Genomic DNA, 24,715 nt, shown 5'->3' with positions numbered 1-24,715 from the left:
GGGAAGCGGCTCGTCGGCGCGCGTGGCCGGCGGTGCCCTATGCCGTTCAGTCTTTGAGATTGACCAGGCCTACCGGTCCCTTGGCGGACGGGTTGGACGCATTCGTCTTCACCTTCTCCGCCTTCGGCTTGCGCGCTTCCTTGTTGGATTTCTTCTGACCCTTGGCCATCTTCGCTTCCTCGTCGGACGAATTGCCCAGCCTTGCTTACCCCATCGAATGCGCAAAGGGACAGACATTCGCGACGGCAGGATCGGCCCACGTTGACAGGCCGCACCCGCTTCGCCAAAGACGCGCCTCCCCGCCGGGGCACGCCTATGGACAGGTGGCCGAGTGGTTAAAGGCAGCAGACTGTAAATCTGCCCGTGCAAGCGTACGCTGGTTCGAATCCAGCCCTGTCCACCATCCCTCCCTGCTAATGCCCAAGGCAAACGAGCGCGCCCTATGGCAGCGCGGCATCGCTCCGTTTCAGAGACATCGGTTTACTTCCGGCCACCGCGCTGCAATGGCGGGAGCGGGCGTCCCATTGCGTCTTGAAGCGTAGTGGGGCGCCTACCGCCGGCCTAAGAGGCGGAGCAGGCTCGTCGCTCCATCCAATCGCGGGCTCAGGCATGATTCCTGTTTGCCGCCCGAAGCTGCCTAGAAGCGCAAGGATGGGCCGAGGATCAGGCCTTCGACGAGGACGATCGCCACCGCCGCTGCGATCCAAACCCAGCTGCGCGCGACCACCAGCGGCGGCGCGGCGGGCGATCCGGCGCGGATATAATTGGGTGCCCACAGCAGGCCCGACGGCCCGCCGAATGATGATGCCACCGCCGATGCCAGCAACACGAACAGGCCGACCGGGTTGATCAGCCCAATGACGAAGGCGCTGCCGCCGATCGTCCAATAGGCAAATGCCGCTAGCCGCCGAGCCTGATGCCGCCCCTCCTCATCCGCGCCCGTCAGCCCGGCAAGCCGCCGGACGCACCACACCGCCCACCGCCAGTAGAGCAGCCCGCCGCCGACCGCGAGCAATGCGCGCCATACCGGCCAATGGTCGACAAGGTGGAAAACCCCCTCCTCGCCCGCACCCCAGTCGCCGATCCCGCTGATGCCCGAGAACAAGAAATAGCCGGCCCACTGCATGCCGCTGACCGCCATCAGCAACCACCAAAAGAAGCGCGCACGCGGCCACGAGACGGGCGTTATCCGCAACGCCGCGAAGGCGAAGATGGCGGTCCACAGGTTCATCGTGCTCCCCGCGGCCGCGACCAGCCGGCCGATGATCGGCGGCGACGAGTGTGTATCGCAATCGAGATAGAAGGCGCCCCATTCGCGCACATGGCGGCCGAGCGCGATGCAGGCGCCACCATGGCCGACCGCTTCGTGCAATTGTGTCGCCACGACGCCCGCCACCGCGGCGATGGCGATCACCGTCGGGATGTCAGTTCGCGCCCGTTCTGCCGCATTCGCCATGTCATTCTCCCCCGATCAGTCTCGAAGAAGCGGGAAGGAGGGTCAAGCTCCCCACGGCCGGAATTGCCGGGCTGGTTGGTCGGTGCCGGCGATGCTGATGGGTCGTCGGCGTCCAATGAAGGGCAGGCCCGTGAGAATGCAGCATTGCTGCGGGCGGCGGGCCTGTTCGGGTTGTGATGGTTGAGCGGCGGTACTGGGCATGGGCGGGCGATCGCATTAGGAGGCGCGGATGCGCAAAGGCCACCGACCCTCCCAAGCTCCTTCGAACCGCCCCCGCTTCTGGGGCCGCCACGCTGTGTCGGCGGCGCTGGCCAATCCGGAGCGCACCGTGCGCCGCGTATGGGGCACGCGGGAAGCGCTTGCTGCCTTCGGCGGCTTTCCCTCCGACCTGCCGGTCACCTATGCCGAAGTCGCCGATCTGGGACGGCTGGTGCCGCAGGATGCGCCTCATCAGGGCGTGGTAATCGAAGTCGATCCGCTGCCGGAAATCTGGCTGGGCGATCTGCTGGACCAGGGCGCGGATGACCAGCGGCCGCTGCTGGTGCTCGATCAGGTGACCGATCCGCATAACGTCGGCGCGGTATTGCGCTCGGCGGCGGCGTTCAACGCACTCGGCCTCGTCACGCAGGATCGCCATGCGCCGCCGGAATCGGGTGCGCTTGCACGATCGGCTTCGGGCGCGCTCGAAATCGTGCCGTGGGTTCGGGTGGTCAATCTTGCCCGCGCGCTGGACGAAATCGGCGAGGCGGGCTTCTGGCGGATCGGCCTCACCGGCAGTGCGCCACGCCTATTGGGTGAAGCAATCGCCGGAGCCCGGATCGCACTTGTTTTGGGTGCGGAAGGCGAGGGCATGCGCCAGAATACCGAGGCGCATTGCGACGAACTCGCCAAGCTACCGATCAGCCCGCGGGTCGAGAGCCTCAACGTCTCGAATGCTGCAGCGATCGCGCTCTACGCGGTCGCGACGCGCGCGTGACTTTGCCTGAGCCGCACCGGGTTTCCGATGCCGTGCTCGGGCCGCTTGTTCCGGCAACGCATCCCTCGGCCATCGGCTGTATCGCGGACACACCCGGCACCACGCTGACCCACATCCGCGCGGACACCCCGGAGGGCCCGGTCAACCGGCTCGAGGTCCATGAAGCCGTCAGAAGCGCGGATATGGCTCAGATCACTGGGCCGACCCTCTACGCCGGGCCGTACCTGGCGCATTTCGGGCACATGATCGCGGAGTGCATTCACCGGCTGTGGGCGGCGCATGCCTTTCCGCACCTCGCCAATGTCCGCATCGCATTCCAGGCAAGCCCACAGGCGCCGCGCCCGCCCTGGTTCGACGCGGTGCTGGATCTTTGCGGTATCGCGCCCGAACGCGTCCTGCTGGTTGAACAGCCCATTGCCTTTCAGACGCTCTACATTCCCGCCCAGGGCCGTGCCCTCGGGGGCGCAGTGCTGCTGCCGGGCTACGTCGATCTGTTTCCGCTGACTGCCATCGCACCGCCGCCCGAACCGGCGCGGCGCCTTTACATTTCCCGCTCGCACCATATCCGCAGCGGAACCTATCTCGGCGAGACCCTGATCGAGCATTTGCTGGCGGAGGCCGGCTTCACCATCGTCCGGCCGGAAGAGATGCCTCTGCGCGTGCTCGCGGGCCTGTTGCGGACGGCGGAGCAGATCGTGTTCGCGGAAGGCAGCGCGATCCATAATCTGGAATTGTGCGGACCGGTCCAGGCGCGGATCCTCGTCATCGGCCGCCGGCCAGGGACCAAGCGGCGTTTCGGCGCCTTGCTCGCTTCACTGTCTCGCGACGTCGAGATCTTTAGCGGAGCACGGGGCGCGGCCTCCCTCGGCTGGGATGCCCTCCACGACATGCCGCGGCTCGGCACCGCCTGCTCGTTCCTGCCAATCGGCAAGCTGGTGGATATGCTCTCGGCCTTCAGCGGCATTGCATTGCCGCAGCCGGATGCAAACACGATTTTGGACGCGGTAAGCCGGGACCTGCTGCGTTACCTGCTCGACCCCCGCAGCGGCGTGGACGCGAGCGATGCCGAGCTGGGCCGCGCCTTACGGGCCTTGCGTACCGATCCCGCCGTGGAAGAAGTTCGAAGCATGTTGACGCGTTAAGGGGTCAGTCTTCCGCGGCGATCGTGACCTTCATCCCGTCCAGCGCGTCCGAAAAGTCGATCTGACAGGACAGGCGCGATGTTTCGTCGCGGTCATCGGAAATGGCGAGCAGCTCATTCTCATCGTCGCTCATTACCGGCAGCCGGTCGGCAAAAGCCGGATCGACGTGAACGTGGCAGGTCGCACATGAGCAGCAACCTCCGCATAAGGCGAGCAACTCGTCGATCCCGGCATCGCGGATTACCTCCATCACCGACAGGCCGACATCGCCCTCAATTTCGCGCTCCTCGCCTTCGCGGGTGACGACGATCAGCTTGGGCATTATCGAACCTTTCGAAAGAGACGCTGACGGGGCCTATGTCGCGGCCCGGCGCCAAGCGCAATTGGGAGCAGCTGGTGGGCTTGAGCGCTGAACAACTGAAACGCAGCCTGGATGCACTGGCGGCGATCGAGCCGGCCTTCGTTGCGGGGCTTGATCGCTACGGCTATCCCGAACCGCGGCTGCGCGACCGCGGCCATGTGACATTGCTGCGTACCATCATCGGCCAACAGGTGAGCGTCTCATCGGCGAACGCGATCTGGAGCCGCCTTGAGCAGACAGTCGGCGCCAATCTCGACCCCCCCGTGCTTGCGGCGGCGCCTGAAGAGGCGCTGCGTGCAGCCGGGCTGTCGCGCCAGAAAATCTCCTACGTGAAGAGCTTAGGCCAATTGATCGCCAGCGGTGAACTCGATCTGCTCGCCTTGCCGGCCGACGATGAGGAGGCGATCGCAGCACTCACGCGGATCAAGGGCATTGGCCGCTGGTCGGCGGAGATTTATCTGCTGTTCGCCGAAGCACGCGGAGACGTGTGGCCCGCAGGCGATCTCGCCGTTCAAGAAGAGGTCGGGCAATTGCTTGGCCTGCCCGAGCGGCCGTCGGAGAAGATGGTACGTAGCCTGGCGGATCGATGGCGACCCCACAGAGGGGCCGCGGCGATCTTCACCTGGCACCATTACACGCGCCGCCTGAATGCAGGGAAAGCCGAAAAAGCCGGGAAGGCGCCCGTCTAGGCCCGTGCGGCCAATATCTGCTCGGCCAGCGCGTGATCGCTCGGCTTGTCGACATCGATGCCGGCCTCCGCAAAAGGCAAGGCGATTGGCCGGACCACCGCGCCCAGCGTCCGACCCGCCTTCGAAAGCGCGCCGGCGAGGGTAATGGTGCGGGTTATCGCACGCACGGCCAACCATGGGCCGAAATGCCAGATCAGCTTCAGCGCTTTCTTACGATCGCGTTCGACCTCGCTCCAGGCGAGCAATGCTGGTCGTGCGCGCTCCGATGCTAGGGCGAAAAGGTTAGCGCCGGTCCAGGCCCCTCGCGCGAACTTCAGCCAGGTGCGGCGATTGTCCGGATAGGCGGTGAGCAGCACGTCGCTGGAGACAACCCCAACGGCTACGTCAGCATCGCCTACGCCCGCGATCATCGCTTCGACCATCGCCGGGGTGAGCAACGGATGATCGGCGGTGGTCACCAACACGGGCCAACTCGCCGCCTTCGTGCCGGCAAGGCCTGCAATGCTGACGGCGATGCCGCTGACCGAAACAGCGGACGAAATACGCGGCTCGTCCGCGAGCCAGGCGCAATCGCCGACGAACAGGTGATCCGGTCGTTGAGCGACAACCACCACATGCGTGATGGACGGACTGGCGAGCAATGTCTTTGCCACGCGTGACAGCATCGCTTCGCCGGCAACCGGAACCAACGATTTCCATTGCTGACCGAACGCCTCTGCCAGCGGATCGACGCCCGGTCGCTGGCCTGCGAGCAACAACGCCGTCCACGGCATTCCGCTCACTTCGCGGTCGGGCCCCAAGCCCGCATGAAGGTCTCGATCGCGGACGCCACATCGCCGTCAATATCGGTGTTAGGCGCGCGCGCGGGACGCCACAGCCGGTCGAGATAGCAGCCGGCCTGCAGCAGGGCGACGAACTGCCGTGCGGCAGTGATCGGCTCTCCTTGGCGCAGGCGCCCCGCTGCCATTTCCTCTTCCATGTAACGGCACAGCCGCGAGCGGACGCGATCCGGACCGCGCGCGGCGAAGGTCTCGCCCATCGCGGGGAAACGTTCGGCCTCTGCGACGATCAGGCGGTGAAGCGCGATCGACGAAGGTGACAATATCTTGTTAAGGAAAACATGCCCGAAGCGCGACAATGCCCCAGTCGTCCCCCCCGTCGGAATGAGCGCTTCGTCGAGTGCAGTTCGAAAACTCTCGATCTTCGAATCGAGCACTGCCGCGAATAGGTCATCCTTGGACGGAAAATAGCTCCACAAGGTAGTCTTGGAACCACCCAGTTCGGCAGCGATTGTGGACATCGACGTATCGGCGAAACCGCGTTCCAGGAACGATCGCTCGGCCACCTCGAGAATGGTGCGCCTACGATCGGCCTTGCGGACCTCGCGCCGGCCGGGGGGCGTGCTCAATTCCATAACGATACTATAGGGTACATTTTGCGGTTGACAAGGCGCCGTCGCCGTCCCATCTCCTTCGCGTACGCAACGGTACGGATTCACGACCTCATGGTTTTTCGGGTAGCAAAGCTGCTGATGCTTGGCGCGTTCGTGCCACTGGCGGCGTGTGTGCCGAACTTGGGCGACAAGCCCGTTCCGCGCGCGGCGTCCAGTCTTGCGGCACAGCGCAGCCTCCCGGATCAAGGTGGCCAATGGCCAGGCGATGGCTGGTGGCAGGCTTATGGCGATCCACAGCTCGACCAGCTGATTGCAGAGGGCGTGGCCGGATCTCCCGACATTGCTGCCGCCGCCGCGCGGCTCGCACGCGCCGAAGGTGTCGCCCGGACGAGCCGCGCGCCTTTGGGACCGACGATCGGGGCCGAAGGCAGCGCCGGTAAGGTAAAGCAGAGCTACAATAACGGCTTTCCAAGGGAATTCCTGCCCAAGGGCTGGAAGGATACGGGCAATGTCGACACCCGTTTCAGCCTCGATCTCGATCTTTGGGGCCGTAACCGCGCGCAACTTCGCGCCGCGCTTGCCGAGCGCGATGCCGCACGGGTCGAGCGCGCCCAGGCGCGGTTGACGATCGCCACCTCGATTGCGGCATCTTATGCCGACCTTGCTCGTCTATTTGCGGAACGCGACGTCGCCGAGGAGGCGCTGCGCATTCAGCAGGATACTGCCAGCCTGGTTGCCGACCGCGTACGCAACGGCGTCGATACGCAGGGCCAGTTGCGCCAGGCGGCGGCCGCCGTTCCCGCGGCGCGGGCCGACCTCGGCGCGATCGACGAGCAGATCGCGCTGACGCGCAATCAGCTTGCTGCTTTGACCGGCGCCGGTCCGGATCGGGGCCTGGCCATCACCCGGCCGAAATCCGCCGCTCTGGCTACGCTTGCCCTGCCCGCGTCGGCCGGCATCGACCTCGTAGGACGTCGGCCGGACATCGTCGCCGCCCGTGCGCGGGTGGAGGCCCAGGCGGAGCGCGTCAAGGCTGCGCGCGCCGCTTTCTATCCCGACATCAGCCTGAGCGGGCTGGTCGGGCTGCAGGCGCTCGGCTTCGGTAACGTGCTAAAGTCGGGATCCACCTACGGTAATTTCGGACCGGCGTTCACCTTGCCGATCTTCGATAGCGGCCGGCGATCAGGCGATTACCGCGTGGCTCGCGCCGATTATGATGCAGCTGTGGCGGACTATGACCGCACGTTGATCAACGCCCTGCAGGATGTCGCCGATGCGGTCGCCAGCCGCAGCGCGCTTGGCCAACAGGCAAGCGATGCCCGCGCCTCGCTTGCCGACAGTCAGAAAGCCTTTGAAATCGCCCGGCTGCGTTACCGCGCCGGCTTGTCGACCTACCTCGATGTGCTTACCGCGGAACAGGCGCTGATTGTCGCCCGCCGCCGCGATGCCGACCTATCCGCAAGAGCTTTCACGCTGGACGTCGCACTCGTGCGCGCGCTTGGCGGCGGCTTTAGCGGCGTCTGATACTCAGGAGCAGCCCGATGGCCGATCAACCCAATCCGCAAATGGCCGCTTCGAGCCCGGCCGCCGACGAAGCGCCGACGCGCACGCTCGCCCAGCGCCGCAGGAAGTGGCTCACGATCCTCGCCGCCGTGGTCGTCGGCATCGCACTTCTCTTCACGCTGTATCACTTCCTCATCGGCGTGCGGCACGTCTCGACCGACAATGCCTATGTTGGCGCCGATACCGCGCAGATAACTCCATTGGTGGCTGGCGCGGTTGAGAGCGTTCGGGTGGCTAACACCCAGATCGTGCACAAGGGCGATATCCTGGTGACGATCGACCCGGCCGACGCGAAGATCGCAGTTGAGCGGGCAGCGGCCGATCTGGCGCAAGCCGAACATGAGTTCGTTCAGAGCCGCGCTACGGGCGGTGCGCTCCAGGCGCAGATCGGCGCGCGCAGCAGCGACATCGACCGCGCTCGGGCCGAGATGATTGCCGCGCAAGCGTCCTACGACAAGGCGCGGGTGGATCTCGCCCGCCGCCAGAGCCTTGCCAGATCGGGCGCCGTCTCCGGCGATGAGCTGACTAGCGCAACCAACGCCTTTGCCGCCGCCCAGGCGCAACTCGCCGTCGCGCGTTCCGGAATTGCCCAGGCACAGGCCAACCGTGTCGCGGCTTCGGAGAATTACAACGCCAATCAGGCGCTGGTGCAGGGCTCGATGGCGAGCAATCCGGACGTCGCTGCCGCCCGCTCGCGGCTCGACGCCGCCAAGCTCGACCTCTCGCGCACAATCATCAAAGCGCCCTTTGACGGAGTAATCGCACAGCGCAACGTCCAGATCGGACAGCGGATCGCGGCGGGCACGCCGATCATGACGGTGGTGCCGGTCACCCGCATGTACGTCGATGCGAATTACAAGGAAGGCCAGCTCAAGAAGGTCAAGGTCGGGCAGAAAGCGCGGCTGACGTCGGATCTCTACGGCGGCAGCGTCGTCTTTCATGGCACGGTAACCGGCCTCGCCGGTGGCACCGGATCCGCCTTCGCGATCATCCCGGCACAGAATGCCACCGGCAATTGGATCAAGGTGGTGCAGCGCTTGCCGGTGCGCATCATGCTCGACCCGGCCGAGCTACAGCAGCATCCGTTGCGCGTCGGGCTGTCGATGGACGCGACGATCGACGTCGGAGGCTAAGGCGGTGGCGAGCAGGGCCATGGCGGCGAACCCCGCCCCGAGCCGGGACGGCTGCGCACTTTCCGGCCCGACGATGTGGCTCGCCGGAGGCGTGCTCGCGCTCAGCAATTTCATGGTGGTGCTCGATACGTCGATCGCCAACGTGTCCGTACCGCATATTGCTGGCAGCCTGGCTATCTCGCCGGATCAGGGTACGTGGGTGATCACGTCCTACTCGGTCGCGGAGGCGATCTGCGTTCCGCTCACCGGCTGGCTTGCGATGCGTTTCGGGACCGTGAAAGTCTATCTGGCCGCGATGGCCGGCTTCGGCCTGTTTTCGATCCTGTGCGGCATGTCCCCGACGCTCGGCGCGCTCGTTGCCGCCCGTATCGGGCAAGGCATTTGCGGCGGCCCGATCATGCCGCTGACGCAGACGTTGTTGCTGCGGGTCTTCCCTTCCGAGAAACGCGGCCAGGCTATGGGATTATGGGCGATGACGACCGTCGTCGCGCCGATCGCCGGGCCGGTGCTCGGCGGCACGATCAGCGACAATTGGTCGTGGCATTGGATCTTCTTCATCAACATTCCGATCGCGATCACCTGCGTGGTCGGCAGCTATATGCTGGTGCGCCGCTGCGAGACCGCACAGGTCCGCGCCCGCATCGATGCCGGCGGCATGGCCCTGCTTGTGCTGTGGGTCGGCGCGCTCCAGATCATGCTCGACCTCGGCCGTGACCGCGACTGGTTTCATTCCACCTTCATCGTTGCGCTCGCGTGCATCGCGGCAGTGGGTTTCGTGACCTTCCTGATCTGGGAATTGACGCAGGACAATCCCGCGGTCGATCTACGCGTGTTCCGACATCGCGGGTTCAGCGCAAGCGTGATCGCTCTCGCGGTGACCTATGGCACATTCTTCTCGGCCGTCGTGGTCACCCCGCAATGGTTGCAGGGAGCAATGGGTTATACAGCCCAATGGTCCGGATATGTCACCGCCTGGCAGGGCCTGCTCGCGGTGGTTTTCTCGCTGATCGTAGGCAAGCTCAGCGGCAAGTTCGATCCGCGGCTGCTGGTATCCTTCGGCATGTGCTGGATGGCCGGCAGCATCTTCGTCCGCTCCGGCTGGACCTCGTCGACTGACTATTGGACGCTCGCCCTGCCCCATCTCGCCATGGGTCTTGGTATGCCCTTCTTCTTCGTACCGCTGACCATCCTGTCGCTCGGCTCGGTCCAGCCCAAGGAGACCGCGTCGGCCGCCGGCCTCTCCAGCTTCATGCGAACTTTGTCGGGCGCCGTGGGAACATCGGTGGCGACCACCATATGGGCGAACGGCGCGGTCCGGACCCATGCCGAACTGGTCGGATCGATCAATCCGTCCCCCGGGTTGGTGGCCCAGCTGGAAAGCAGCGGCTATAGCCCGGCGCAGGTGCGGGCGATGGTCGAAAATCTGCTTACACAGGAAAGCTTGGTCATTTCTCTCGACCATATGTTCGAAATTGCGACCGCCCTGCTGCTGCTCTCGGCGGCCCTGATCTGGCTCGTGCCCAAGCCGCGCAAGGCAGTCGATACATCTCAGGCCCATTAATCGCCCACAAAGCGCCGCATTGCGGGGCCACAGGTGAGCCATTAAATCGGTGCATCATTCCGAGGATTAACAGCGTGACGAGTATTTCGGTCAAACCCAGCTTCTGGCGGCGAGAGCATCATCTTGATCGCATGAACTTGAAGCAATTGGTGGTCGCCTATTTCCAGTATCCGGCGGTGATCGCTTATCTGCTGCTGGCAGCGGCCTCGATCGGCGTGTGGTTTGCCTATCCCGCGTCGGCGCTGGCGACTGTCGCGTCGGCCGCGGTCGCCGTCCTGCTATACCCGCTCGTCTGGTACACGCTGCATCGTTTCGTGCTGCACAGCCGCTGGATGTTCAAGGTTCCGATGCTGGCTGCGACCTGGAAGCGCATCCACTACGATCACCATCAAGATCCCAACCGGCTCGAAATCCTGTTCGGCGCGCTTCACACGACGCTGCCGCCGATCATGCTTGCGACCATGCCGATCGGGTACCTGTTCGGCGGTATCGGCGGAGCGGCGGCGGGCCTTGCCTCAGGCCTGCTTACGACGGCCTTCTATGAATTCTGCCACTGCATTCAGCATCTAGCTTACACGCCGAAACATCCTTTGCTCGTGAAGATGAAGCAGCGTCACATGGCGCATCATTTCCACGACGAGACCGGCAATTTCGGCATCACCAATTTCTTTTGGGATCGCCTGTTCGGCACCAGCTATGCCAAAGTGAGCGAGCGCAAGAAGAGCCCAACCGTCTTCAATCTTGGCTACACGCCTGAGGTAGCGAAGGTCTATCCGAAGGTTGCCGAGCTTTCCGGTGGCGTCGCCACGGGACATCCATCCACCCGTATCAGGGGATAAGGCCTACATGCCGAACGGGATCACGATCCGCCCGGTTCTCACCAAGGCGGACCGCAAGGCTTTCGTCGACCTCCCGTTCCGGCTCTATGCCGACAATCCGGCCTGGGTGCCGCCGCTCAAGGACGAGGCCTACGGGCTGATTACGCCCGGCAAGAATCCCTTTTTCGAGCACGCCGAGGCGCAGCTCTATCTGGCGGAGCGGGCGGGCAAAGTCGTCGGCCGTATCTCTGCCTCGATCGATCATATGTGGACGCCGATGCCGCCGGAAAAAGGCGGCGGCGCCGATAGCGGGAATTGGGGCTATCTCGATGCCGAGGACAAGGCCGTCGCCGACCTGCTGATCGGACAGGCGGAGGAGTGGCTCCGCACGCATGGCGTCAAGCGCTCGATCGGGCCGATTTCGATGTCGATCTGGGAAGAGCCTGGTCTGCTGATCAAAGGTCACGATCATCCACCCACGGTGATGATGGGCTATGACGACGCGCGCTATGAGGCATGGGTGGAGAGCTGGGGCTATGCCAAGGTCAAGGATCTCCACACGTGGGATCTGGACATCACCAAGGACTTCCCGCCCCTCATCGCGCGGATCGTGCAATCCGGTCAGAAAAATTCGCGGATTCGCGTCCGCGACGTCAACAAGAAGAAGTTCGCCGCCGAGGCGGCGATCATCCTCAATATCCTCAACGACGCATGGAGCGGGAATTGGGGCTTCGTACCCTTCACCGAGAGCGAGATCGCGTTCGCGGGGAAGAAAATGAAGCCGATCATCTTCAACGATCTCGTCAAGATCGCCGAATATGACGGCGAGCCGGTCGCCTTCATGATGACCTGGCCCGATCTCAACGAGATGCAGGCCGATCTCAACGGCAATCTGTTTCCGTTCGGCTTCATCAAATTACTATGGCGCCTGAACGGCGGCCTGACCGGCATACCCAAGGTCCGGACTACACGCGTTCCCCTGATGGGCGTCGTGAAGCATCTTCAGGCCAGCCGGCTGGCGAGCCAGCTAGCTTTCATGATGATCGAAGATACGCGTCAGGCCGCACTTAAATTCTATGGCTCGACACATAGCGAGATCGGCTGGATTTTGGAGGACAATCAGGGGATGAATTCCATCGCCTCGACGATCGAGAGCCGGATCAACAAGACGTACCGCATCTACGAAAAGGCGATCTGACGCCGGCGGCACGCGCTTCAGGCGGCGCGCGTCTGCACCCTGCGTCGGATGCCGCGCGAGCGGATCGAAGTAGGAAGCGGTGTCGAAGGCAGCCGCGCCGGCATGGTCCGCATGAGGGTGCCGACCGCCGCGCTGTCGAGCGCCCCGGAATAGAGGTGGCCTTGGCCAAGACGGCAACCAAGGCCTACCAGCCGCTCCCGCTGTTCCACCGTCTCGACGCCTTCCGCCACCACCTCCACGCCAAGCTTTTCCGCGATACGCATCAGGCCGTTGATCACGGCACCGCCGGTCTGCTCGTCATTGTTGAGATGATCGACGAAAGATTTGTCGACCTTGAGCGTATCTACCGGCGTGAACAGAAGATGGGTGAGCGAAGCGTAGCCGGTGCCGAAATCGTCCAGTGCCAATTTGATGCCCAGGCTTCGCAACGCCTCCATCTGACGTTGCACGAGCAGCTCGCGGCGGCCGAGATAAACCGATTCGGTGATCTCGAGCGCGAGCCGGTCGAGCGGCACGCCAGCGGCGACAAAGATTTCCTGAACCTCCTCGACCAAATGTCCATGCGCGAAGTCGGCGGGTGCCAGATTGACCGCCACCCGCCCGACCGCGATGCCCGCATCCAGCCAGGAGCGCAGATCCGCCGAGACCGCGCGCAGCATCGCGCGCGTCGCGTCGGACGCATTGCGGGCGTCGGCAAAGGCATCCTGGAAATCGGCAGCCGCGACGATCCGTCCATCGCGCTCGCGAATGCGCGCCAACGCCTCAAAGCCGGTGACCGCTCCGCTGTCGAGCCGCACGATCGGTTGATAACGTGCTTCGATCCGGCCCTCCGCCAGCGCCCTTCGCAACTGATCGATCGCGCGTAACCGGCGGTTCATGCGGGTGCGCAACTCAGGCGCGTACAGAACCAGGCTGCCGCGTCCGCCGTCATCCTTGCCGTGGTATAAAGCGAGATCGGCATTTTGACGCATGATCATGCCGCTTTTGTCGTCGATCGCCCGGATCGCCGCACCGATGGTCATGCTCGGCACCAACATGTGGCCCGCACAATCGGCAGCTTGTCCCAATCTATCCAGAATGCGGTGGGCCAAAGGCACTACATCCTCTGCCGCCGCCAGGACCGCCAGTTCGTCCCCCCCGATTCGGAAGGCGCGATAGGGAGCCGCCGCCTCGGCGAGGCGCTGGGCAATCGTTCGAATCAAGCTGTCGCCCGTATTGTGGCCAAAGGTATCGTTGACGGTTTTAAGGCCATCGATGTCGACCAGCAGCAATGCGGATCCACCGGTGGAAGGCGGCTCCATCAGCGCCTCTTCGAAGCAGGCCCGATTATGGAGGCCGGTTAGCGAGTCGGTGTAGAGCAGCCGCTGGTTGGCGCGCAGGGCAAAATCGCGTTCGAACGCGATCCGGCAAAGCTCGATACCGACCGCAGCGATTTCTCGCTCGAGATCGGTCGCCACCCGTTGCTCGGGAAAAAAGAATGTCAGCGCCCCGACCAGCTTCCCGGCCGACCGAATCGGAGCCGACCAGCGAGCGCCGACACCAGGCGGCAGCGCTACCGCAGAAAGGAAATCGGCTGCGGGATCGCCTATGGCCTTACTGCCGTCGCCAGGCTCGCCGCCGCCGGGAGCTTCGCTTGGCCTAATGCCCAGACTATCGAAAACTGCCTGGTAATCCTCGGGCAGACTAGGGGCCGCAATCAAGCGCATTGTCGCGTCCGGCTCGCCTCCGACAATCGAGCAGACCACGCCGGGCGCCAGCCGCTCCATCTCGCGGCACAGCCTTTCCGCCGTCGCCGCCAGCACTTCGCCGCGGGCGATCATTTCGAGGATCAGCTTCTGAAGATCAACCACGTCCCTAGGCCCATAACGATCGGCCAAGGTTTCTAGGAATGAAGGGCATTACAACTGCCGATTGGGCCGAAATGCGTATTGCCCTTGAATCCAGCGGGTTAGGATCCCCTGATTTTGATCCAAGTTGGCGCGTGATCGCTCGCCTTTTCCCGTCCACGAAACTGTTTGTCGACACCCGCATCGATCAGACGGTCCGCCGCTGCGGGTGTGAGCATCAGATGATCGATGCGAAAGCCGGCGTCGCGCGTCCAGGCGTTCATGGTATAGTCCCAGAACGTGTACATCTGCTCATCGGCGTGAATGGCGCGGAGCGCGTCGGTCCAGCCGGCATGGTTCAGTCGAAAGAAGCAGGCGCGACTCTCCGGTTGCATCAGGGCATCGGCAGACATGCGGCTGGCTGAGAAGACGTCGAGCTTGCTGTCTGTTGGGATCACGTTCCAGTCGCCCGCTAGCACGACCGGCCGTTCCGTCAGGAACAGCGTGCGGGCATGGGCAAGCAAGGCTTCGAACCAGGCAATCTTATAATCGAACTTTGGGCCCGGAACGGGATTGCCATTGGGCAAATAAAGCCCGCCGACAACGACCCCGCCGACTTCGGCTTCAATATAGCGACTGTGACTGTCATCGGGATCATTGGGCAGACCCTTACGCCTGAGCTCGATGTCCATGCCGCGCGCGAGGATGGCGACGCCGTTCCAGCTCTTCTGTCCATGCCAGACCGCATTATAACCAAGCGCCGAGATTTCCGCCTCGGGGAAACGCTCGTCGGGGGCCTTCAATTCCTGAAGGCAGACGATGTCCGTCTGGGTCTCATCAAGCCATTCCAGCAGCCGCGGCAGCCGCGCACCGATGCCGTTGACGTTGTAAGTCGCGATCCTCATGCGCCTGACTTAGGGCAGGCAGGTCAGATCGAGAAGCTGGTTCCGCACCCGCAGCCGGAGGCTGCGTTGGGATTGGTGACGCGGAATGCCGCGCCTCCCATATTCTCGACATAGTCGACGGCACTGCCGCGGACGAGGTCGAGGCTAATGGCATCGACGACCAGCCGAACGCCATCGCGCTCGGCGACGACGTCGTCGGATCCGACGGCATCGGCCATTTCGAACTTATATTGGAAGCCGGCACAACCGCCGCCGTCGACCGCGAGGCGCAAAATGGCCGGCTTGCCCTGCTTGCCCGCAATCGCCGCAACTCGCGCGGCTGCCGAAGAGGTGATATCGACGTCGCTCATGAGCGAGAGATAGGAGCGCCAAGCGCCGCCGACAATGACCCGGGCTTAATCCTGGTCGTCGTTGGCATCGTTAGGACCACCGAGCGCGAGACCCGCAGCGGTGCGAGCCTCCATCGCGGTCACATAGTCGGCCGACTGCAAGAACGGCACCGGGTTCACCGCATGGCCGTCGATACGAACTTCGTAATGAAGGTGGCTACCGGTCGAGCGGCCGGTCGAGCCCATAAGTGCGATCAACTGGCCGCGTACTACGCGATCCCCGGAATGAACCAGAACGCGCGAGAGGTGGCCGAACCGAGTCTGCAGGCCCTTGCCATGATCGATTTCGACCAGGTTGCCGTAACCGCCCGACCATTCGGCACGATCGACGACACCATCGGCCGTTGCATAGACCGCGGTGCCCATTGGCGCTGCCAGATCGATGCCGGCGTGCATCGCCGCGCTGCCGCGGAAAGGATCGGAGCGGACGCCATAGCCCGACGTATAGGTCGCGGTCTGAACCGGCTTGGAGGACGGCACCGAAATCGCGCCCGGGGAAGAGATCGCATCCGCCTTTTTCCATGACAGGAACAGGCTGTGAAAGCGGCTGTCGCCGGCGGCGCTGGCCGGAAGCAACGGGCCCCCGCTAGGCTGGATCTTGTCGCCTCTCTGGGGAGCGGGGAGCCCGGCTGCCAGCACCGGCTGCGAAAGCATCATGACAGCGGCGGCGGCCAGACCGAAAGCGCGCAGGGCGCGGATGGCGACGGTTGAAGCGATCATTGTCTCTCCGGCGGTATGTGGGCCGCGCGGAATTCCCCCCCGCACGGTTTGAAAATTAACCGGCCGCCTTCGAGAATTGCCCCTCCCGCGACGACGGGAACTTTTGTGGAAGATATGCGTGCGACTCTGCAACAGCTTGATAGAAATCAATCGTCAGACCGGCAGCAGCGCGCGCTGAGTCGTTGAATGGAGGCTTCAACGACCCGCCAAAATGCTGCGCGACCAGCTGCCGCCATGCTTCTTGGGGAGAATCACTACCGCCCATACAGGCTTGCCGGAACCAGCGGACGCCGGCCGACACATGGCGCACCTCATCGTGCAGGATGCGGTCCAGCATTCGCGCCGATCGAACGTCTCCGGCGGCATCGAAACGCGCGATCATCTGTGGCGTGACGTCGAGACCGCGCGCCTCCAGCACCATCGGCACGATCGCCAACCGGGCAAGCGCATCATGCGCGGTCGCCTCGGCCGCTTCCCACAGCCCGTCATGCGCCGGCAAGGCGCCGTAGAAGCTGCCGGAACTGCGCAGGCGCCGCTTGAGCAGCGCAAAATGCATCGCCTCCTCTGCGCCGACCTGCATCCAATCGTCAGCGAAAGCGCGCGGAAACAGGCTGCCGAACCGGCCGACGAGGTCGAAGGCAAGGTCGATCGCGACATATTCGATATGCGCGATCGCATGGAGCAACGCGATCCGGTTGGCTGCATTGCCTCCCTTGCCCCGCCGCGGCATCCGGTTGGCCGGCAGAAGCTCAGGTCGACCCTCCCGCGCGGGCCGGTCGGGCATCATGACGTCGAAGCGCCATTCCAGCCGACCCAGTCGCCAATCGCGCGCAGCTTTGCGTGCTGCCTTGATCTTGGCTGTCGGCTCGGCAGTTTCCAAAACGTGCCGTGCGGCCAGTGCCAGCGTCAGGATGACGGGTCCGCTTTTAGCGAGCGTGCCGCTGCAAGAACGTTCTGGGCATGTCCAGGGACGGCCACCTTGCGCCACGCGCGGATCACCCGATCATCTTGCCCGATCAGGAAGGTCGCGCGCTCGATCCCCATATATTTGCGGCCATACATGCTTTTTTCGACCCACACGCCGAACGCATTGGTAACCGATCCGTCGGGGTCGGTCGCAAGCGGTACCTTCAGATCATATTTGGCAGTGAATTTGGCGTGGTCTTTGGGGCTGTTTTTGGAAACCCCCAATAGCGACGTTCCTTCCGACTGGAACGTGCCGGCAAGGTCGGAAAAGTCCTTGGCCTCGGCGGTGCAGCCGGACGTGTCGTCCTTGGGATAGAAATACAGCACCAACGGCCGCGGAAGCTGTGACAGAGGCATCGCGCTGCCGTCCCCCATCTCCAGCGTCACATCGGGTACGGCATCGCCTTCCCTGACCATTTTCCGTTCTCCAGCTTTAATCGGAGCGGCCCTAGCCCAGGCTCGCCACACGGCGCCACTCCCGTGTGATCAGGGCCCGCGCCTCGCCATATGCGTCGAGCAAGGCCGGCCAATCGTCATACCCGCATCGCTGCGCGACCAGCGCCTGCGAAGCGAGCGGCGGTTCCGTCGATTGCGGCGCGACCAGGCGCAACGTTACGAGCATGCGCGTCAGCAGCGCGAAGGCTTTGGCAAAATCTGGATCGATCAGGCCAGCCGTCGCCAGCACGTTGATCGCGTGCGTGAGGTCCGGATGAAGACCGACCTTTTCCCGCAGTTGCAGGAGGTGGATCGTAAATTCCGCATCGACCAATCCCCCATCGATCAGCTTGACGTCGAGCGGGCCGGCCGGCGGTTTGTGGGTGGCAATGTCGTTGCGCATCTTGGCAACGTCGGCCGCCAAGCCCTCCGGATCGCTTTGCCGGCGCAATGTCCTATCGATAATTGCCTGAACGCTCGCACGGGCCTCATCGCTTCCGAATACGGGCCGCGCGCGCGTGAGAGCCATATGCTCCCACGTCCACGCACTCTCGGCCTGATAGCGAGCGAAGCTGTCGGTAGAGACCGCGAGCAGCCCCTGGTTGCCGGAAGGTCGAAGGCGCGTGTCGAGCTCATAAAGCGGCCCGGCGGCCGTCGGTACCGACAATGCCGCGCTCACCCGCTGGGCGAGGCGATTGAAATAGGTCGTTGCACCAAGGGGCTTCCTACCGTCGGATTCGGCCAGGAAGTCGCCGGTGAAAAGATAGATCAGATCAAGATCGGAAGCGTCCGTCAACACGCCCCCGCCCATCCGGCCGAGAGCCAGGATCACGAGCTCTCCTCCGTAGATCCGGCCGTGGATTGTTTCGAACTCCGTCGCGGTCGCCGCTGCGACGACGTCCAGCGCTGCCTCGGCGACACGCGCATAGCCCCGGCCGACGTCGATCGGGTCGGCCGCACCTATGATCAGTTGCGCGCCAAGTTGAAAACGCCGCTCGCCGACAGCGATCCGCACCCGATCGAGTAACGCCTGATAATCGTCACCGCGCTCTCCTTTCGCCCACGCCTCTGTCAACTCGACGACGGGCGGTGGCGGCTCGAGCGCACTGATGTCGATCAGCCCGTCAAGCAGGCTTGCGCGCCGGGACAGCGCCGCAGCCAATGTCGGCGCGTGGCTCAATATTGCGGCAAGTTGTCCAATCAACGCCGGCCGCGCCTCAAGCAGGCGGAACAGATTCACGGCGCTCGGCAGGCGGGCAACCAGATCGTCGAAGCGGTTCAGGGCGAGGTCCGGATCCGGGGCGTTGCCGAGCGCTGCGATAAGCGCGGGCAGTACCGCCTCGAGCGCGGCGCGGGCGGCGGCGCTGCGGGTGGTACGGGTCCGGCCCTCGCGCCATCCCTCGATCCGCGCCCGAACCGCCTCGCGATCGCCAAAGCCGGCCTGCTGAACGACGCTGTCGAGCGCCGGACCTTCGCCGCTCTCGGGTTGATCGAGCGCGTCATAGCGTTGCCCGACGCTTTCGACCTGAGGCTCCAGAGCGGCGATCAAGGCCTGCCCATCGGCAAGGCCGGCGAGCCTGGCAACATTGTCGAGCCCCTGCGCATCGGGCGGCAAGCGATGGGTTTGCTGGTCATCCACCATCTGCAGGCGATGCTCGATCGTGCGAAGCGCCCGATAGGCATTACCAAGGAGCGTCGCGTCAGTCCGATCGACGATCCCCGCCTCCGCCAAAGCCGAAAGTGCATCGAGCGTCGCCGGCGTGCGCAAAGACGGCAGCCGCCCGCCATGAATGAGCTGGTGTATCTGCGCGAAGAACTCGATCTCGCGTATGCCGCCCCGGCCGCGCTTGACGTCATAGCCGGGGCCGATGCGCTGGCCCTGAGCATGGTAATCGCGGATGCGGCGCGAAAGTGCTCGGATCTCGCGTATCGCGCCAAAATCGAGCGCGCGCCGCCAGACGAAGGGACGGATGTGATCCAGGAAGGCGTTGCCTAAGGCAATATCGCCGCCAGAGGCCCGTGCACGAATGAACGCTGCGCGTTCCCAAGGAAGCGCGCTGGCTTCATAGTGGGCGATCGCAAGGTCGATCGGCACTGCCAGCGGTGTCGCCTCGGCGGCCGGCCGCAACCGCAGATCGACCCGCAGCACATAGCCGTCGGCGGTGCGTTCCTGCAGCAGGGCGACCACGCGCCGTGCGATGCGGACCGCCGCTTCGACCGGCTCCTCGCGCGATCGGTGCGGTAGGGTTCGCGGATCGAACAGCAGGATCGGATCGATGTCGGAGGAGTAGTTGAGCTCTCCGCTGCCCTGCTTGCCGAGGGCGATCGCAACGAAACCTGTCGGCGGTGCATCGGTACGTTCGGAGATTGCCGCTCTGATGGCCCGATCCAATGCGCGGTCGGCAAACGCCGTCAGTGCTTGGGTCACGGCCTCGAACGAAGCGCCGGCAAGGTCGGCGAGTGCCACTCCTAAGCTGACCGCCTGCCGCTCCCGGCGTAACGCGCGCATCGTATCGGTATCGGTCCCAGCGTCCGCCGCGGCGGATGCAAGCAGCGCCGCCAAACCGTCACGCGCGAGCTTCTCCACCAATTCTGGGCGGCGGCGCATCAATTGACGCAAGAAAGGAGAAAAGGTCTCGGCCCGCTCGATTGCCGAGCTTAGTGCTGAAGCTTCAATCTGCTCGGTCATAGATCAATCAGCCCACGAGATATCGTTCGCAACTCTATTAGGGGCTGCGGCGTTCTAACCTATATGAGTATTCTGAGTAATCCATGCGGGCCGGGCCAAGGCAATAAGGAGCATACTCCGGAGGCTGTCGCCGTTCCGCCACCGCATGAGGGGGTCCGTCGCGCATTGCTGGGCAGCTTCGGGTCGTTTCCGGCAATGCCTGAGGATTTCGCCCGGCTGCTCGAACGCCTGCGCTAACCGAAAAGGCTGATACGTCAGCGGCCGCGGCTTAATTCGTCCACTTCGCCCATGATATCATGAAGAGGACTATGCCCGGTATTCTCGTCATCCCGGCGTGACGGCAATTTACCGCCGGCCATGAGCTGTTCGAGCGCTACCCGGCCGCGCGCCACACGACTCTTGATTGTACCAACGGCACAGCCGCAAATTTCGGCCGCCTCTTCGTAAGCGAAGCCGCCCGCCCCGACCAAGATCAACGCTTCGCGCTGCGGCTGAGGCAGATGAAGCAACGCACGTTGCAGGTCGCCGAGGTCAACATGCCGCTCCTGACTGGCCGGCGCGGCGAGGATCTTGCTGGCAGTGAGGTCGTCCCACTCGCCTTTGAAGCGCGCACGCCGCATCTGGCTGAGGAACAGGTTACGCAGAATGATGAAAGTCCACGCGCGCATGTTGGTACCAGCTTGGAAACGCTTGCGCGCCGCCCAGGCCTTCAGCAACGTTTCCTGCACCAGATCGTCGGCTAGGTCGCGATTTCCGGACAATGACCGTCCGAATGCGCGAAGGTGCGGAATTACCCGACCAAGCTCGTCGCGAAACTCGTCGTCCGAGAGCGAGACATGCTCGACCGGCTCGGCGACAACCTCCAAATCGTCATCATCCGCAATCGGATCAGTCAACAAATTTCTCCGTAAGCGGGAATCGCCGGCGCATGCCCCCAAAGATGGGGGCACTCCATCGAGCTACAATAGGACATGATGCCCCGCTGCTCAGTGCCAGACTAAAACGATAACGATGAACAAGATCACAACAATCCCGAGCGATGCGGGAAGAATGTAGCGCGTCATATGGTTAGACTGTCCGGCCCGCGCTTCGGTCCGTGACAGATGTGTCTCTTCTTCGGCCATAGCCCAAGCCCCGTAATCGTTACACTCTGCCAACGGACGCGATGTCGCCGGGTTCCATTAGGGCCGATCAGGCCGGAACGGTTGCCGCATCGAAGAATAACGCCTGGCTGATTGCCGCCTTGACCGTCGAACGCTGAAACGGTTTGGTTATCAGGAACGTCGGTTCGGGACGCTCTCCCGTGAGCAGGCGCTCGGGAAATGCGGTGATAAAGATTACCGGCACCTGGAACTCCGCAAGGATGTCCTTGACTGCGTCGATCCCTGAACTGTCGTCGGCAAGCTGGATGTCCGCAAGGACCAGGCCGGGCCGATGGGCACGCGCCTGCGCGACCGCTTCATCCCGCGTAACCGCGACGCCGGTCACGTTATGGCCAAGATCGCGCACGATCGTTTCGAGATCCATCGCGATGATCGGCTCATCTTCGATAATCAACACGTCGGCGTGCGTCTGGCGTTCGATCTCGGCGATCGCTTCCGCGACCAGCGCCTCAACTTCAGCCGCGGTCGTCTCCATCAGATAGCCGGCATCCTCAGGTGTGAAACCTTCAAGTTGCGTGAGTAGCAAAGCCTGGCGCGACCGCGGCGTGATGCGGGCGAGGCGTGCATCGGCAACATTGGCGGCATCGCCGCCGGCATCGTCGTCGGCGCGCTCGTCCTCATTGGTCGATTGCCAGATCCGCTGGAAGGTACGGTAGAGACCCAGCCGAACGTCTACGTCGCGAGGAAATTCGTGTGGCGCAGCGACGATCGCCTCGAGCGCCGTACGCACATAGGCGTCGCCATGTTTCTGATTGCCGGTAAGCGCGCGGGCATAGCGGCGCAGGAAAGGAAGGTGAGGTGCGAGATCCTGGCCGAGCGACATGAGTTTCAACAGCTCCTGTAAGACTTGTGTATTGTGGGCATGCGCCGCCACCTATGCAACCGAAAGCACTCCGTCTTTGCCGACGAAAACCCCCAGCGCGGGCGGCGCCTGATTCTTTGCCCGGGATAGGGAACAAACATGCGGTGTTTTGGTTTCACGGTTAGCGCGGGACTTTCCGGCGAGACGATTATTCGGATCGCATCCAATGGCTCTTCAAGGGCCTTGGCCTCCCGAGTTTGATGTTGAGGGCAGGCAAATAGAGTGCGGCTGGACGATGATATTCTGCGGGGGGCGTTCGGTTTGACGGCGGACAAAACATCCAAAGTGACCGGGCGCGATAAACAGGCTTCTGGAACGGCTAAACGCGTTGCGCGCGGACCTGATCCGCATGTCGCGCACGCACTTCGTAACGCCTATGAAGAGGCGATCAGCGAAGACGTGCCGCAGGAGTTTCTCGATCTGCTCGGCAAGCTTAACTGACGGGCATTAGCCCGATGGCATCCACCCCCTCGGCGGCTCCATTCTTCGCGCGTCTCGCCCCCGCTCACTTTTCTACCGGCACGAAGATGCTGTTAATCCTGACCGCGGCGTTGCTGCCGCTCGGTCTGATCGCTCTCTTCGCCTCGATCCAATCTGCACATGCCAAACAAACGCAGCGCGAGGCCGACGCCCGCGTCGTTGCGATTGCCGAGGCGCGGCAGATCGATATTCTACTGCTGCGGGGCGCTTCGCTGATCCGCTCCAACCTGGGCGGCGCGATAGTCAATGACCGCGTCTGCCGGTCGATGCTCACACGCGATCAGGCAACGCTTAACGCGCCCCTCAAACTGGCATTATACAATGGCGATGGCTCTCTCGCGTGCGCGACGCCCGGCTTTGCCGCCGCCCGCCTGCCCCGTCCCCGATCCGCCACGCTGACCGCGACCCTACTTCCCGGTGACGACGGACTGCGGTTCACCGTTCCCGCGGCCAATGGCATGTACGGCATCGGCGAGATACCTCGCAACCACCTCCACACCGTGCTCGCGACCGATCGCAGCCAGGGCATCACCCTCATCCAGGGCGATGCCCGGCTCGACATCTCCAGCATCGGGCAGGTGTCGCCCTTTGTCCGGCGCGTCGAAGTGGCGACTCCGGCAGCGTCAGGGCAAATTCGGCTCCTGCTGACGGTCGCTGCCAGCCGCATCAGCGCTGTCGAAATATTGCTGGTGCTGCTGCCATTGCTAATGTGGGCGGCGGCGGCGGCGATCTGCTGGATCGTGCTCGATCAGTTGCTGGTCCGGCCGCTTCGCCAGATGCAAAGTGCGATTGCCCTTTATCAGCCTGGCGACGGCCCACTCATCCTGCCGCGCATCACTACCCCGGCGGAGGAGATACGCTCCCTCGGCGAAGCGTTGGAGTCGACCGCCTCGCAGTTGGTGGCACGCGAATTGGAACTGGAGGAGGGACTGAACCGGCAGGTCCGGCTGACGCGGGAGGTCCATCATCGCGTCAAGAACAACCTTCAGGTGGTCGCAAGCCTCATCAATCTGCATGCACGCGGCACCGAGGGCGACGTCGCCGCAGCTTATGCTTCGATCCAGCGCCGCGTCGACGCATTGGCGGTGGTTCACCGCAATCATTATGCGGAACTCGAAGAGAATCGCGGCGTCGCGCTGCGTTCGATCGTCGCCGAGCTGACGGCCAACCTGCGCGCCACCGCACCGGCCAGCGCCGCACACATGACCATCACGCTCGACATGATTTCGGCTTTCATTACCCAGGACGTCGCGGTTCCCGTCGCATTCCTGGTTACCGAAATCGTGGAAATGGTCATGACTTGCGATCCCACGGGCAGCATCGCACTGACCCTGCTGCCTGGTGATACGCCCGACCGCGCGGTGCTTTCGATGGAGGCGAGCGGCCTGACGGCATCGGCGTGCGCGGGAAATATCGGCCGGGGACGCTTCGAGCGCATCATCACGGGCCTGGCGCGCCAGCTCCGCTCAACGCTTCACTATGATGAGACGCGCGGACGTTACGAAATAGCTATCGCGGTCACGCCGGATCTCGAACGCGAAGACCAAGTTGCAAAAAAAATCTGAAAAATGCCGCGGGTGACGGAACCCATATAATTCAAGGCCGTTTTACACCTCGGATAGCGACCTTTTGCCCCCCCGCTCTCGCTGTCCGAACACATGGGCCCGAACGCGCCGATCCTCCCCCCCGGTGGCGCCTTCGGGCCCAAATTGTATCTGCGCCAGATCGGACCGCTGCCGGAACTATTGTTCGACAGCGGCATTGGTTTCAGGCACCGCGCCGCGGGGCGCACAAACATGGAGCATCATCATGGTTCGCAAGGTACTGGAAGCTACCCTAATCGCCGGCACGCTGCTGCTGGCCGCTTGCAACACCGTTTCGGGTGCAGGCAAGGACGTTTCGTCGGCCGGCAAGGCCGTGAGCAACGCTGCCGACGGCGCCAAGTAAGCGCCTCGTTAAATGATTGAGGGCGTCGCTCCTATGGAGCGGC

25 protein-coding genes and 1 tRNA gene are annotated in these 24,715 nt (G+C 63.7%); 12 read left to right on the top strand and 14 right to left on the bottom strand.

Annotated features, from left to right (window positions below; all coding sequences use genetic code 11):
* Nucleotides 1–46: 46 nt before the first annotated feature.
* Nucleotides 47–169, bottom strand: coding sequence for a hypothetical protein (locus DX905_RS16395; RefSeq protein ID WP_275896071.1), 123 nt, complete (start codon nt 167–169; stop codon nt 47–49).
* A 148-nt stretch (nt 170–317) separates the two neighbouring features.
* Between DX905_RS16395 and DX905_RS11870 the strand changes: the two genes are divergently transcribed.
* Nucleotides 318–403 (top strand) — tRNA-Tyr (locus tag DX905_RS11870).
* Between the two features lie 234 nt (nt 404–637).
* On the opposite strand, the gene DX905_RS11865 is transcribed toward DX905_RS11870, so the two are convergent.
* Nucleotides 638–1,456, bottom strand: a complete 819-nt coding sequence (locus DX905_RS11865) for a hypothetical protein (protein WP_116091524.1) — start codon at nt 1,454–1,456, stop codon at nt 638–640.
* Between the two features lie 229 nt (nt 1,457–1,685).
* Between DX905_RS11865 and DX905_RS11860 the strand changes: the two genes are divergently transcribed.
* Both DX905_RS11860 and DX905_RS11855 read left to right on the top strand, forming a co-directional pair.
* Nucleotides 1,686–2,432, top strand: coding sequence for a TrmH family RNA methyltransferase (locus DX905_RS11860; protein WP_116091523.1), 747 nt, complete (start codon nt 1,686–1,688; stop codon nt 2,430–2,432).
* Nucleotides 2,429–3,574 carry a glycosyltransferase 61 family protein gene (locus tag DX905_RS11855; RefSeq protein WP_162875583.1) on the top strand — a complete coding sequence of 382 codons (1,146 nt, stop codon included), beginning with the start codon at nt 2,429–2,431 and terminating at the stop codon, nt 3,572–3,574. The genes DX905_RS11860 and DX905_RS11855 overlap by 4 nt, the downstream gene beginning before the upstream one ends.
* Before the next feature lie 4 nt (nt 3,575–3,578).
* Here the strand turns inward: DX905_RS11855 and DX905_RS11850 are convergent, their stop codons facing one another.
* On the bottom strand, nt 3,579–3,896 hold the full coding sequence (locus DX905_RS11850; protein WP_116091521.1) for a 2Fe-2S iron-sulfur cluster-binding protein: 318 nt from the start codon (nt 3,894–3,896) through the stop codon (nt 3,579–3,581).
* A 74-nt stretch (nt 3,897–3,970) separates the two neighbouring features.
* Between DX905_RS11850 and DX905_RS11845 the strand changes: the two genes are divergently transcribed.
* A complete protein-coding gene (locus tag DX905_RS11845) occupies nt 3,971–4,624 on the top strand; it encodes a DNA-3-methyladenine glycosylase family protein (protein WP_116092524.1) in 654 nt (217 codons plus the stop codon).
* On the opposite strand, the gene mobA is transcribed toward DX905_RS11845, so the two are convergent.
* Nucleotides 4,621–5,397, bottom strand: a complete 777-nt coding sequence (gene mobA, locus DX905_RS11840; protein WP_240320833.1) for a molybdenum cofactor guanylyltransferase — start codon at nt 5,395–5,397, stop codon at nt 4,621–4,623. The two genes, DX905_RS11845 and mobA, sit on opposite strands and share 4 nt — an antisense overlap.
* A 5-nt stretch (nt 5,398–5,402) precedes the next feature.
* The gene (locus DX905_RS11835; RefSeq protein WP_116091520.1) at nt 5,403–6,038 is read right to left on the bottom strand and encodes a TetR/AcrR family transcriptional regulator; all 636 of its coding nucleotides are present in this window, start codon (nt 6,036–6,038) and stop codon (nt 5,403–5,405) included.
* Between the two features lie 90 nt (nt 6,039–6,128).
* On the opposite strand from DX905_RS11835, the gene DX905_RS11830 reads away from it, so the two are divergent.
* From DX905_RS11830 to DX905_RS11810, 5 genes are all read left to right on the top strand, one after another.
* Entirely contained in the window at nt 6,129–7,541 is a 1,413-nt protein-coding gene (locus tag DX905_RS11830) for an efflux transporter outer membrane subunit (RefSeq protein ID WP_116091519.1), read from the top strand.
* 17 nt (nt 7,542–7,558) lie between these two features.
* Complete coding sequence (locus tag DX905_RS11825) at nt 7,559–8,713, top strand: HlyD family secretion protein (RefSeq protein WP_116091518.1); 1,155 nt, start codon at nt 7,559–7,561, stop codon at nt 8,711–8,713.
* A 19-nt stretch (nt 8,714–8,732) separates the two neighbouring features.
* Nucleotides 8,733–10,274 carry a DHA2 family efflux MFS transporter permease subunit gene (locus DX905_RS11820; RefSeq protein ID WP_205412318.1) on the top strand — a complete coding sequence of 514 codons (1,542 nt, stop codon included), beginning with the start codon at nt 8,733–8,735 and terminating at the stop codon, nt 10,272–10,274.
* Between the two features lie 65 nt (nt 10,275–10,339).
* Entirely contained in the window at nt 10,340–11,113 is a 774-nt protein-coding gene (locus tag DX905_RS11815; protein WP_240320959.1) for a sterol desaturase family protein, read from the top strand.
* A gap of 7 nt (nt 11,114–11,120) precedes the next feature.
* Nucleotides 11,121–12,290: an N-acetyltransferase gene (locus tag DX905_RS11810; protein WP_116091516.1), complete on the top strand. Its 1,170-nt coding sequence runs from the start codon at nt 11,121–11,123 to the stop codon at nt 12,288–12,290.
* Nucleotides 12,291–12,307: 17 nt separating this feature from the next.
* On the opposite strand, the gene DX905_RS11805 is transcribed toward DX905_RS11810, so the two are convergent.
* The 9 genes from DX905_RS11805 to DX905_RS11765 all read right to left on the bottom strand — a co-directional run bounded on the left by DX905_RS11805 (nt 12,308) and on the right by DX905_RS11765 (nt 22,206).
* Complete coding sequence (locus DX905_RS11805; protein ID WP_116091515.1) at nt 12,308–14,140, bottom strand: putative bifunctional diguanylate cyclase/phosphodiesterase; 1,833 nt, start codon at nt 14,138–14,140, stop codon at nt 12,308–12,310.
* A 98-nt stretch (nt 14,141–14,238) separates the two neighbouring features.
* Nucleotides 14,239–15,021 carry an exodeoxyribonuclease III gene (xth, locus tag DX905_RS11800; RefSeq protein WP_116091514.1) on the bottom strand — a complete coding sequence of 261 codons (783 nt, stop codon included), beginning with the start codon at nt 15,019–15,021 and terminating at the stop codon, nt 14,239–14,241.
* A 23-nt stretch (nt 15,022–15,044) separates the two neighbouring features.
* A complete protein-coding gene (gene erpA, locus DX905_RS11795; protein WP_116091513.1) occupies nt 15,045–15,371 on the bottom strand; it encodes an iron-sulfur cluster insertion protein ErpA in 327 nt (108 codons plus the stop codon).
* Between the two features lie 45 nt (nt 15,372–15,416).
* Nucleotides 15,417–16,130, bottom strand: a complete 714-nt coding sequence (locus DX905_RS11790) for a peptidoglycan DD-metalloendopeptidase family protein (protein WP_116091512.1) — start codon at nt 16,128–16,130, stop codon at nt 15,417–15,419.
* A 55-nt stretch (nt 16,131–16,185) separates the two neighbouring features.
* Nucleotides 16,186–17,010 (bottom strand): ferritin-like domain-containing protein, encoded by an 825-nt coding sequence (locus DX905_RS11785; protein ID WP_240320832.1) that lies wholly within the window; start codon nt 17,008–17,010, stop codon nt 16,186–16,188.
* A gap of 26 nt (nt 17,011–17,036) precedes the next feature.
* Entirely contained in the window at nt 17,037–17,513 is a 477-nt protein-coding gene (locus tag DX905_RS11780; protein ID WP_116091511.1) for a peroxiredoxin, read from the bottom strand.
* Between the two features lie 31 nt (nt 17,514–17,544).
* Complete coding sequence (locus DX905_RS11775; protein WP_116091510.1) at nt 17,545–20,220, bottom strand: bifunctional [glutamine synthetase] adenylyltransferase/[glutamine synthetase]-adenylyl-L-tyrosine phosphorylase; 2,676 nt, start codon at nt 20,218–20,220, stop codon at nt 17,545–17,547.
* A gap of 254 nt (nt 20,221–20,474) precedes the next feature.
* The gene (locus tag DX905_RS11770) at nt 20,475–21,116 is read right to left on the bottom strand and encodes a sigma-70 family RNA polymerase sigma factor (protein ID WP_116092520.1); all 642 of its coding nucleotides are present in this window, start codon (nt 21,114–21,116) and stop codon (nt 20,475–20,477) included.
* 295 nt (nt 21,117–21,411) lie between these two features.
* The gene (locus tag DX905_RS11765) at nt 21,412–22,206 is read right to left on the bottom strand and encodes a response regulator (RefSeq protein WP_116091509.1); all 795 of its coding nucleotides are present in this window, start codon (nt 22,204–22,206) and stop codon (nt 21,412–21,414) included.
* A 261-nt stretch (nt 22,207–22,467) separates the two neighbouring features.
* Between DX905_RS11765 and DX905_RS11760 the strand changes: the two genes are divergently transcribed.
* From DX905_RS11760 to DX905_RS11750, 3 genes are all read left to right on the top strand, one after another.
* A complete protein-coding gene (locus DX905_RS11760; protein WP_240320831.1) occupies nt 22,468–22,686 on the top strand; it encodes a NepR family anti-sigma factor in 219 nt (72 codons plus the stop codon).
* 14 nt (nt 22,687–22,700) lie between these two features.
* Nucleotides 22,701–24,290: a sensor histidine kinase gene (locus DX905_RS11755; protein ID WP_116091508.1), complete on the top strand. Its 1,590-nt coding sequence runs from the start codon at nt 22,701–22,703 to the stop codon at nt 24,288–24,290.
* A 244-nt stretch (nt 24,291–24,534) separates the two neighbouring features.
* Entirely contained in the window at nt 24,535–24,672 is a 138-nt protein-coding gene (locus tag DX905_RS11750; RefSeq protein ID WP_116091507.1) for an entericidin A/B family lipoprotein, read from the top strand.
* Nucleotides 24,673–24,715 lie beyond the last annotated feature (43 nt).

Source organism: Sphingomonas crusticola (assembly GCF_003391115.1).
Classification (GTDB): domain Bacteria; phylum Pseudomonadota; class Alphaproteobacteria; order Sphingomonadales; family Sphingomonadaceae; genus Sphingomonas_I; species Sphingomonas_I crusticola.
The sequence above is the reverse complement of the archived record's forward strand: the minus strand, read 5'-3'. Positions and strand labels throughout refer to the sequence as shown.

What these genes read in the sequence shown, in the direction of transcription:
- erpA (WP_116091513.1), bottom strand. Translation starts at nt 15,371, where the DNA reads ATGAGCGACGTCGATATCACCTCTTCGGCAGCCGCGCGAGTTGCGGCG.
- DX905_RS16395 (WP_275896071.1), bottom strand. Translation starts at nt 169, where the DNA reads ATGGCCAAGGGTCAGAAGAAATCCAACAAGGAAGCGCGCAAGCCGAAG.
- DX905_RS11810 (WP_116091516.1), top strand. Translation starts at nt 11,121, where the DNA reads ATGCCGAACGGGATCACGATCCGCCCGGTTCTCACCAAGGCGGACCGC.
- DX905_RS11860 (WP_116091523.1), top strand. Translation starts at nt 1,686, where the DNA reads ATGCGCAAAGGCCACCGACCCTCCCAAGCTCCTTCGAACCGCCCCCGC.
- mobA (WP_240320833.1), bottom strand. Translation starts at nt 5,397, where the DNA reads ATGCCGTGGACGGCGTTGTTGCTCGCAGGCCAGCGACCGGGCGTCGAT.
- DX905_RS11765 (WP_116091509.1), bottom strand. Translation starts at nt 22,206, where the DNA reads ATGTCGCTCGGCCAGGATCTCGCACCTCACCTTCCTTTCCTGCGCCGC.
- DX905_RS11750 (WP_116091507.1), top strand. Translation starts at nt 24,535, where the DNA reads ATGGTTCGCAAGGTACTGGAAGCTACCCTAATCGCCGGCACGCTGCTG.
- DX905_RS11835 (WP_116091520.1), bottom strand. Translation starts at nt 6,038, where the DNA reads ATGGAATTGAGCACGCCCCCCGGCCGGCGCGAGGTCCGCAAGGCCGAT.
- DX905_RS11830 (WP_116091519.1), top strand. Translation starts at nt 6,129, where the DNA reads ATGGTTTTTCGGGTAGCAAAGCTGCTGATGCTTGGCGCGTTCGTGCCA.
- xth (WP_116091514.1), bottom strand. Translation starts at nt 15,021, where the DNA reads ATGAGGATCGCGACTTACAACGTCAACGGCATCGGTGCGCGGCTGCCG.
- DX905_RS11780 (WP_116091511.1), bottom strand. Translation starts at nt 17,513, where the DNA reads ATGGTCAGGGAAGGCGATGCCGTACCCGATGTGACGCTGGAGATGGGG.
- DX905_RS11825 (WP_116091518.1), top strand. Translation starts at nt 7,559, where the DNA reads ATGGCCGATCAACCCAATCCGCAAATGGCCGCTTCGAGCCCGGCCGCC.
- DX905_RS11755 (WP_116091508.1), top strand. Translation starts at nt 22,701, where the DNA reads ATGGCATCCACCCCCTCGGCGGCTCCATTCTTCGCGCGTCTCGCCCCC.
- DX905_RS11790 (WP_116091512.1), bottom strand. Translation starts at nt 16,130, where the DNA reads ATGATCGCTTCAACCGTCGCCATCCGCGCCCTGCGCGCTTTCGGTCTG.
- DX905_RS11775 (WP_116091510.1), bottom strand. Translation starts at nt 20,220, where the DNA reads ATGACCGAGCAGATTGAAGCTTCAGCACTAAGCTCGGCAATCGAGCGG.
- DX905_RS11820 (WP_205412318.1), top strand. Translation starts at nt 8,733, where the DNA reads ATGGCGGCGAACCCCGCCCCGAGCCGGGACGGCTGCGCACTTTCCGGC.
- DX905_RS11865 (WP_116091524.1), bottom strand. Translation starts at nt 1,456, where the DNA reads ATGGCGAATGCGGCAGAACGGGCGCGAACTGACATCCCGACGGTGATC.
- DX905_RS11850 (WP_116091521.1), bottom strand. Translation starts at nt 3,896, where the DNA reads ATGCCCAAGCTGATCGTCGTCACCCGCGAAGGCGAGGAGCGCGAAATT.